We start from the raw sequence: 8,823 nt of genomic DNA, 5'->3' as shown, positions 1-8,823 counted from the left end.
CACTCGTGAGGGTGTGGGAGAGTAGGACGCCGCCGGACAATCTTTCCAGAAAGGGTCACCCGATGAGGGTGGCCCTTTCTGCGTTTCCGCACCGCATCCCGCGTCCGCGTCCGTCCCGGACCGGGGTCATCTTGCGGGTGCCGGATCGGATCAGTCGCGGGTCTGCATGTCCGCGCGAAGGTTCCGCAGCAGGCCGCCGGCGTCGGTGACCGACCGGCCCGGGAACATGGCCATCACCACGCTGCCGTGGTCGGCCCACCCGCACACCGCGAAGTCGCCACCCTCGCCGCTGGTGCTACCGCACTTCAGCACACCGCCCAGGTCGCCAGCGGGCATCTCGCGTAGGCCGGTCACCGCACCGGTCTCGTCGGACATGAGGCGGAACAGGCTCTCCAGGTCCCGCTCGGGCTGCCAGAGCAGGGTGGTGCCGCCGAAGATGAGCACCGAGCGCTTGTCGTCGGCCGGGTCGCGGTAGACCGTGCCGAAGCTGCGGTCCAGTTCGATGTCCGCCGCCAGGCCGCTGCGCAGGTAGTCGGCTGTGCTCTTCGCTCGTTCGCTGTCGTCCCGGGTCAGGCCGGCCACCTGCGGGGGCGAGGTGAGTTCGGTGTCCTTCTGCTGGGCCACCCGCCACCCGGCGGCACCCAGCACCCCGGCGCCCGCCAGGCCGACCACCAGCGCGACCGTCCAACCGATCTTGCGTCGTCTCGACCAGCCGCCCGAGTGTTCGTCGGGGTCGCCCCCGGAGTCCCGGGTGCTCAGCTGGATCGGCTCTTCGGTCAGCTCGACCGGCTCGCGACCGCCGTCGAGCGACCGCTCGGTGAGATGTGCGTCGGACATAGCCGACACCGTACGCGAACCACAGGTGGCGCACGTCAGGTCCGCGGAAGCCCTCCGTAGACTTGTCAGGTGACCGAGAGACTGGATGCCCGACGCCCCGACGCCCCGACCCTTGCCGGCCAGTACCAGCCCGGCGAGGTAGAGCAGCGACGGTACGAGCAGTGGGTAGCCGCCGGGCACTTCCGGGCCTCCGCCGACAGCGAGAAGCCCCCGTTCGCCATCGTCATCCCACCGCCGAACGTGACCGGCTCACTGCACATGGGCCACGCGTTCGAGCACACGCTGATGGACGCGTTGACCCGGCGCAAGCGGATGCAGGGCTTCGAGGCGCTGTGGCTGCCGGGCATGGACCACGCCGGCATCGCCACCCAGAACCTGGTGGAGCGTCAGCTCGCCGCCGAGGGCCTGTCCCGGCACGACCTCGGCCGGGAGAAGTTCGTCGAGCGGGTCTGGCAGTGGAAGGCCGAGTCCGGCGGGACGATCCTGGGGCAGATGCGGCGCCTCGGCGACTCCGTCGACTGGGACCGTGAGCGTTTCACAATGGACGAGGGGCTGACCCGCGCCGTCCAGACGATCTTCAAGAAGCTCTTCGACGAGGGCCTCATCTACCGGGCCAACCGGATCATCAACTGGTGCCCGCGTTGCCTGACCGCGCTCTCCGACATCGAGGTCGAGCACACCGACGACGACGGTGAGCTGATCTCCATCCGATACAGCGACGAGGTCGTGGTGGCCACCACCCGGGCCGAGACGATGCTCGGCGACACCGCGGTGGCGGTGCACCCGGACGACGAGCGCTACCAGCACCTGATCGGCACCGAGGTCGAGCTGCCGCTGACCGGCCGCCGCATTCCGATCGTCGCCGACGCGCACGTCGACCCGTCGTTCGGCACCGGCATGGTCAAGGTGACCCCGGCGCACGACCCGAACGACTTCGAGATCGGCCAGCGGCACGACCTGCCCGCGATCACCGTCATGGACGAGCGTGGCGTGATCACCGTGCCCGGTCCGTTCGAAGGGCTGGACCGGTTCGAGGCGCGGCCCGCGATCGTGGCGGCGTTGCGCGAGCAGGGTCGGATCGTCGCGGAGAAGCGGCCGTACGTGCACGCTGTCGGGCACTGCTCGCGGTGCAAGACGACAGTCGAGCCGCGGCTGTCGTTGCAGTGGTTCGTCAACACCGGACCGCTGGCCCAGGCCGCCGGCGACGCGGTGCGCGACGGTCGGGTCCGCATCGAACCGGCCGAGCTGGCCAAGCGCTACTTCGCCTGGGTCGACAACATGCACGACTGGTGCATCTCCCGACAGCTGTGGTGGGGGCACCGGATCCCGGTCTGGTACGGCCCGCAGGGCGAGATCGTCTGCGTCGGCCCGGACGAGCAGCCGCCGACCGGCGACGGCTGGCGGCAGGACGAGGACGTGCTCGACACCTGGTTCTCCAGCGCGCTCTGGCCGTTCTCCACGCTCGGCTGGCCGGAGCAGACCCCTGACCTGGCCAAGTTCTATCCGACAAGCGTCCTGGTCACCGGCTACGACATCCTGTTCTTCTGGGTCGCCCGGATGATGATGTTCGGCCTGTACGCGATGGACGGCAAGCAGCCGTTCGACGTCGTGGCCCTGCACGGCATGGTCCGCGACGAGCACGGCAAGAAGATGTCGAAGTCGTTCGGAAACGTCGTCGACCCGTTGGACTGGATCGAGCGGTTCGGTGCCGACGCCACCCGGTTCACCCTGGCCCGGGGCGCCAACCCCGGGCAGGACGTGCCGGTCAGCGAGGAGTGGTGCCAGGGCTCCCGCAACTTCTGCAACAAGCTGTGGAACGCCACCCGGTTCGCCCTGATGAACGGTGCGCACACCACTGGCGACCTGCCGCCCGCCGAGCGGCTCTCCACCGTTGACCGGTGGATCCTGTCCCGGCTGGCGCACGTCACCGCCGAGGTCGACGAGCAGTTCGAGGCGTACGAGTTCGCCAAGGTGTGTGACCTGCTCTACCACTTCGCCTGGGACGACGTCTGCGACTGGTACGTGGAGCTGAGCAAGCCGGTGCTCGCCGAGGGCGGTGAGCGGGCCGAGACCAGCCGCCGGGTGCTCGGGCACGTGCTGGACCAGTTGCTGCGGCTGCTGCACCCGGTCATCCCGTTCGTCACCGAGGAGCTGTGGCTCGCGCTGACCGGCGGCGAGACGGTGCAGACCGTCGCCTGGCCGGTGGCCGACCGGTCGCTTGTCGACGACGCCGCCGAGGCCGAGCTGGCCAGTGTGCAGCGCGTGGTCACCGAGATCCGGCGGTTCCGCTCGGATCAGGGGCTGCGCCCGACCCAGCGGGTGGCCGCCCGGTTGGACGGGCTGGCGGGGGCGGGCATCGACGCCCACGAGCCGCTGATCCGCTCCCTGGTCCGGCTCGACCCGGCCGGTGACGATTTCCAGGCCAGCGCCACGCTGGCCATGCCCGGCGCGGTCGGTGTCGCGTTGGACACCCGGGGGTCGATCGACGTGGCCGCCGAGCGGGCCCGGCTGACGAAGGACCGCGCGGCGGCCGAGAAGGAGGTCGCGCAGGCTCGGGCGAAGCTCGACAACCCGGCCTTCATCGGCAAGGCCCCCGAGCCGGTGGTCGCGAAGATTCGCGACCGGCTCGCCACCGCCGAGGCCGACCTGGTCCGGATCGACGCTGCTCTGGAGACGCTTCCCTCGTGACCGACCGTACCGAATTCGCCGCCGTCGAGGCCGAGCTGAACGCCCGTGGTTTCACCCGCATGGTCTTCGAGCTGGACCGGATCGAGTCGCTGCTCGACCTGCTCGGCAGTCCGCAGCGGGCGTACCCGGCCATCCACCTGACCGGCACCAACGGCAAGACCTCCACCGCGCGGATGATCGACTCGCTGCTGCGGGCGTTCGGGCTGCACACCGGCCGGTACACCAGCCCGCACCTGGAGACCGTCCGGGAGCGAATCAGCCTGGACGGGGAACCGGTAAGCGAGGAGCGGTTCGCGGCGGTGTACCGGGAGATCAAACCGCTGGCCGAGCTGGTCGACGCGCGGTCGGACGAGCCGCTGACGTACTTCGACATGACGACCGCGTTGGCGTTCGCCACGTTCGCCGACGCGCCTGTCGACATCGCGGTGGTCGAGGTGGGCCTCGGCGGCGCCGAGGACGCCACAAACGTCATCCAGGCCGGGGTCTGTGTGATCACCCCGATCGGGCTGGACCACACCGAGTGGCTGGGTGACACGCTCCAGGACATCGCGCTGGCCAAGGCCGGCATCATCCACCCGGGCGCCACGGTGATCGCCGCGGCGCAGGAGGAGGAGGCAGCCCGTCCCCTCCTCGATCGCAGCGCCGAGGTCGGGGCCACCATCGCCCGGGAGGGCGCCCAGTTCGGCGTACTGGGTCGGGCGGTCGCGGTCGGCGGTCAGGTGCTCAGCCTCCAGGGCCTGGGTGGCGTCTACGACGAGGTGTTCATTCCCCTGCACGGCGCCCACCAGGCGCAGAACGCCGCGCTGGCGCTCGCCGCCGTGGAAGCGTTCCTCGGCGCCGGGGCTCGACGCCAGCTGGACGTCGAGACGGTCCGGGAGGGCTTCTCCTCGGCCAGTTCCCCGGGTCGGCTGGAGCGGGTCCGCAACGCGCCGACGGTCCTGCTCGACGGCGCGCACAACCCGCACGGCATGAAGGCCACCGTCACGGCGCTCCAGGAGGAGTTCGCGTTCAGCAAGCTGGTGGCGGTGGTCGGCGTGCTCGCCGACAAGGACGCGGAGGCCATGTTGGAGCTGCTGGAGCCGGTGGTCGACCAGGTGGTGGTCACCCGCAACAGCTCGCCACGGGCGATGCCGACCGAGGAACTCGCCGCGCTCGCCGCCGAGATCTTCGGCGAGGAGCGGGTGGACTCGGCCGAGGAGATGCCGGACGCCATCGAGCTGGCGGTGGCGCTGGCCGAGGAGGACGTCCCCGGTGAGCTCAGCGGAGTCGGGGTGCTTGTCACCGGCTCGGTGGTGACGGTCGCCGACGCTCGCCGGCTGCTGAAGCGATGACCGACCCGGAGCGCGACCCGCGCGCCACCGGTGACCCGGCTGATCGGCCCGTGCCGGAGGAGCCCGTCGCCGGGCAGCCGCGACGCTCCGGGTTGCGCAACCCGGAGCGGGCGGTCCGCGGTCTGGGCGCTGGCACGCTCAGCCTGGAGGCGCTGGTGCTGCTGCTGGCGATCCAGCCGATCCGAGTGGTGGGCGGTGACCTGAGCGGTGCCGCCATCGGTGCCGTGGTGGCCCTGGCGGTGGCCGCCGTCGTGGTGGCCGGCATGATGCGCCGCCCCTGGGCGTGGCACGCCGGCACGGTGCTCCAGGGCCTGCTGATGCTGGGCGGCCTGCTGCACTGGTCCCTGCTCGGCCTGGGCATCATCTTCGCCCTGGTCTGGGCGTACGCGCTGCACGTACGTCGGGTCATCCTCGGCTGACGCCGGACCGGCCGGCGGCCCGGCGATGCGGGCCGGGGTCAGGCGTCGGCGCGTTCGCGCCACTGGGTGAGCGCGATGCCGTGGCCGTCCGGGTCGCGGAACGCCGCCGCCCAGACCTCCAGCTTCGAGCCCCGGTTGACCACCCGGGGCGCGTACGTGAATCGGACGCCCGACCCGCGCAACCGTTCGTACGCCGCTTCGATGTCGTTGACCTCGAGGTTGACGTGCACCAGCCGACGGCTGATGGGCTTGGCCCCGGTCACCTCGCGCAGGACGAGCCGGGTCGTGCCGGAGGCGAGGACGGCGTTGCCGGCGCCCTGGTCGACCTCGCTGAAGCCGAGCACGTCGCGGTAGAAGTCGAGCGACCGGGACAGGTCGGTCACCAGCAGGGTGAGACCCACCCCGCTGATCGGCTCGGCCAAATCCGCAGCCGCATCGCCGGCCAACCCGAAGATCGCCTCGTCCAGTTCCTCGTCGGTGACGGTCTCGCGCGCCGCCCCGACCGGTGCGGGGTCGTCCAACGGAAGATCCAGTGGGTCCAGCGGGTCGGTCGCGCCCGGACCGGACCGCTGCGCGGGTGGCGGGTCGGCGATCCGGTCGGCCGCCGGCACGTCGGCCCGGTCGGCCGCCGGCACGTCGGTCCGGTCGGCGGCGGGCTCGTCGGTCCGGTCGGCGGCGGGCTCGTCGAACCGCTCCTCGGCGGGCGGGCGCGGCGCAGGGGTGGCCCGCCGGGGCAGGCCGCCGGTGGCCTGCTGCTCGACGACGACGCCCTCCAACACCACGGGGCCGCCCGGACTCTGGTGCATCACCACGGGCTCGCGTTCCTCGGACCTGACGCCCGGGTCGCCCCGCACGGGATCGGGGCGGGCCGCGTCGGGACCGAGCGGGTCATGGAACCGGTCACCGAGCGGGTCCCCGAAGTCGTCCCGGAAGTCGTCGTCCGAGGTGCGATCGGCCCACGGCGGGGCATCCTGCTGGAGCAGCACCTCGTCCATGGCGTCGGCGTCGGCGAACTCCGGTGGGAGGTCGGCGACGGCCGCCGCGGTCTCGGCGTGGGTGGGCACCTCGTCCCAGAGAACCTTGACGTGCCGCTGGTCGTCCAACGCGACCCGGATCGGCAGGGTCTGGCCCAGCGACGGCCACTTGGAGACCGGCACCCTCGGCTCGATGATCTTCTTGGACCGGGGCGGCAGACCGGGCGCGTCGATCACCAGTTGCAGTTCGCAGCGGCCGAACGCGTACTGGGTGGGTGGTTCGGAGGCGCTGTGCACATGCCCGACACCGACCACCCAGGTACGCCCGCCACCGCGTACGGTCGCCAGCGCGATCGCCAGCACCAGCAGGGCGACCCCGAGAGCCACGATGGCCCAACTGGTCATGCCCAGCCCGAAGAGGACGACGAAGGTGGCCACGGTGCCCAGCACCGCGCCGACCAGCTTGCGTACCGGCGCGATGGGTCGGTTCCCGCCATTCGCCACAGTGGACCTCCCGGGGTCAGGGCCAGGCTAGGCCGGATCGGCCACCGGGCGGAAGACCGGCCGCCGCGCCGGCGCCGGGACCCGGTCGCTACGCTGACCGTACCGATCCCGAGCGTTCAGCGTGCACAGGAGGAACCCAGCGTGTCCAGCAACAGTCCGGATGAGCGCAGCCTCGTTCTGATCAAGCCCGACGCGGTCCGCCGTGGCCTGGTCGGCGAGGTCCTCTCCCGCTTCGAGCGCAAGGGGCTGCGGATCGACGCGATGGTGCACCGGACGATGGACGCCGCGCTCGCCGACGAGCACTACGCCGAGCACGTCGACAAGGCGTTCTACCCGCCGCTGAAGGACTTCATGACCAGCGGTCCACTTGTCGCGCTGGTGCTCTCCGGAGACCAGGTCATCGACGTGGTCCGTGGGCTGGTCGGGGCCACCGACGGGCGCCGGGCCGCCGCCGGCACCATCCGGGGCGACCTGTCGCTGTCCAACCGGGAGAACCTGGTGCACGCCTCCGACTCGACGGACAGCGCCAAGCGCGAGATCGCGCTCTGGTTCCCCGAGTTGGGCTGAGCTTTCCCGGGCTGGTCTGGGCCTTCCCCCGGCTGGTCTGGGCCGCACCGCCGGCGCTCAGCCGGTGGGCGGCAGCTTCTCCGGGTTGCCGACCACGTAGACACCGGTGATCCGGCCGTCGGCCGCGCTGACGGTCAGGGTGTACCGGTTGCCGTCGCCACTTGTCAGCAGGGCCGCCGGTTCCCCGTTCAGCTCCATGCGGCGCATCGTCCACTGGCGGTTCGGGCCGTAGATCCCGGCGTAGAACCGGGCGATGCGGTCCGCGCCGGTGACCGGGTTGCGGCCGGCCCGGACCCGACCACCGCCGTCGTTCCAGGCCGTGGCGTCCGCCGCGACAAGGCCGGTGAGCGTCGCCAGGTCACCCTCGCGGGCGGCGGCGAGGAACGCGTCGAGCAACCGTTCCCGTTCGGCCCGGGTGGCGGTGAAGCGACGCTGCTCCTGATGGATCCGGGTGGTCGCCCGGTGGTGAAGCTGGCGGCAGTCCTCCGGGGTCCGGTCCAGGATCTCGGCGATCTCGGTGTACGGCAGGTCGAAGGCGGTGTGCAGGACGTACACGGCCCGCTCCGGCGGGGTGAGCCGCTCCAGGACGTGCAACAACGCGGTGGACAGCGAGTCGCGCAACTCCGCGCGGTCCAACGGTCCGAACGGCGAGGGCGCGGTCGGGACCGGCTCGGGTAGCCAGGTGCCGACGTACGTCTCGCGGGCCGCCTGCCGGGACCGCAGCCGGTCCAGGGCCAGCCGGGTGACCACCCGGGACAGGTACCGGCGCGGTTCCTCCACCGCCGACCGGTCCACGCCGAGCCAGCGCAGGTACGCCTCCTGGAGCACGTCCTCCGCGTCGTGCCAGCTGCCGAGCAGGCGGTACGCGAGCCCGAGCAGCATCGGCCGGTGCGCCTGGAGCGCACCGGCCGCGTCTGCTGCCTCAGTGGTCATGCGTGGGCCGGAGGCTCCAACCGCATTGTCACTCCGATCCGATTCCACACGTTGATTGTGGCAATCGCGATGACGAGGTCGGCCAGTTCCTTCTCCGACCAGACCTTCGCGGCGGTGTCCCACACCTCATCGGGCACGCCGTGCTCGCCGAGCCGGGTGACCGCGTCGGTGAGGTCCAGCGCGGCCCGCTCCCGTTCGTCGAAGAACGTCGACTCCCGCCAGGTGGCCACCGCGAACAGCCGTCGGCTCGACTCACCAGTGGCGAGCGCGTCCTGGCTGTGCATGTCCACGCAGTACGCGCACCCGTTGATCATCGAAGCTCGTAGCTTCACCAGCTCAAGCACCGTGTGGTCGACGTTCGACTGGACGTACTTCTCCAGCCCCATGACCGCCTGGTAAGCCTTCGGCGCCACCGCGCCGGGATTCATTCGCTGCACGACTACCTCCCCTGATCGGTTGGACACCGACACGACGCTTGGGCCGGGGCGTGCCGTGACAGTCGGGGCTGTGACTCCGGTCATGCCGTCCGGACAACCCCTGTTCCGGCCCGCGTCACCCGCATCGCCGATC

The 8,823-nt window shown here is 71.3% G+C and carries 8 protein-coding genes; 4 read left to right on the top strand and 4 right to left on the bottom strand.

Annotation, left to right across the window (positions count from 1 at the left end; translation table 11 throughout):
• Nucleotides 1-150 precede the first annotated feature (150 nt).
• Nucleotides 151-837: a hypothetical protein gene (locus ABZU25_RS20375; RefSeq protein WP_355030916.1), complete on the bottom strand. Its 687-nt coding sequence runs from the start codon at nucleotides 835-837 to the stop codon at nucleotides 151-153.
• A gap of 69 nt (nucleotides 838-906) precedes the next feature.
• Here ABZU25_RS20375 and ABZU25_RS20370 point away from each other — a divergent pair, with 69 nt between their 5' ends.
• From ABZU25_RS20370 to ABZU25_RS20360, 3 genes are read left to right on the top strand one after another with little or no spacing between them, the layout of a single operon-like run.
• Nucleotides 907-3,525: a valine--tRNA ligase gene (locus tag ABZU25_RS20370; RefSeq protein WP_355030915.1), complete on the top strand. Its 2,619-nt coding sequence runs from the start codon at nucleotides 907-909 to the stop codon at nucleotides 3,523-3,525.
• Nucleotides 3,522-4,856: a folylpolyglutamate synthase/dihydrofolate synthase family protein gene (locus ABZU25_RS20365; protein ID WP_355030914.1), complete on the top strand. Its 1,335-nt coding sequence runs from the start codon at nucleotides 3,522-3,524 to the stop codon at nucleotides 4,854-4,856. The genes ABZU25_RS20370 and ABZU25_RS20365 overlap by 4 nt, the downstream gene beginning before the upstream one ends.
• The gene (locus ABZU25_RS20360; RefSeq protein ID WP_355030913.1) at nucleotides 4,853-5,275 is read left to right on the top strand and encodes a DUF4233 domain-containing protein; all 423 of its coding nucleotides are present in this window, start codon (nucleotides 4,853-4,855) and stop codon (nucleotides 5,273-5,275) included. The genes ABZU25_RS20365 and ABZU25_RS20360 overlap by 4 nt, the downstream gene beginning before the upstream one ends.
• A gap of 38 nt (nucleotides 5,276-5,313) precedes the next feature.
• On the opposite strand, the gene ABZU25_RS20355 is transcribed toward ABZU25_RS20360, so the two are convergent.
• Complete coding sequence (locus ABZU25_RS20355; RefSeq protein WP_355030912.1) at nucleotides 5,314-6,753, bottom strand: VOC family protein; 1,440 nt, start codon at nucleotides 6,751-6,753, stop codon at nucleotides 5,314-5,316.
• Nucleotides 6,754-6,894: 141 nt separating this feature from the next.
• On the opposite strand from ABZU25_RS20355, the gene ndk reads away from it, so the two are divergent.
• Nucleotides 6,895-7,320, top strand: coding sequence for a nucleoside-diphosphate kinase (gene ndk / locus ABZU25_RS20350; protein ID WP_355030911.1), 426 nt, complete (start codon nucleotides 6,895-6,897; stop codon nucleotides 7,318-7,320).
• A 57-nt stretch (nucleotides 7,321-7,377) separates the two neighbouring features.
• Here the strand turns inward: ndk and sigJ are convergent, their stop codons facing one another.
• The gene (gene sigJ, locus ABZU25_RS20345) at nucleotides 7,378-8,253 is read right to left on the bottom strand and encodes an RNA polymerase sigma factor SigJ (RefSeq protein WP_355030910.1); all 876 of its coding nucleotides are present in this window, start codon (nucleotides 8,251-8,253) and stop codon (nucleotides 7,378-7,380) included.
• The gene (locus ABZU25_RS20340; RefSeq protein ID WP_355030909.1) at nucleotides 8,250-8,690 is read right to left on the bottom strand and encodes a carboxymuconolactone decarboxylase family protein; all 441 of its coding nucleotides are present in this window, start codon (nucleotides 8,688-8,690) and stop codon (nucleotides 8,250-8,252) included. The genes sigJ and ABZU25_RS20340 overlap by 4 nt, the downstream gene beginning before the upstream one ends.
• Nucleotides 8,691-8,823 lie beyond the last annotated feature (133 nt).

The sequence above is a fragment of the Micromonospora sp. NPDC005215 genome, assembly GCF_040607915.1.
Lineage (GTDB): Bacteria > Actinomycetota > Actinomycetes > Mycobacteriales > Micromonosporaceae > Micromonospora.
The sequence above is the reverse complement of the archived record's forward strand: the minus strand, read 5'-3'. Positions and strand labels throughout refer to the sequence as shown.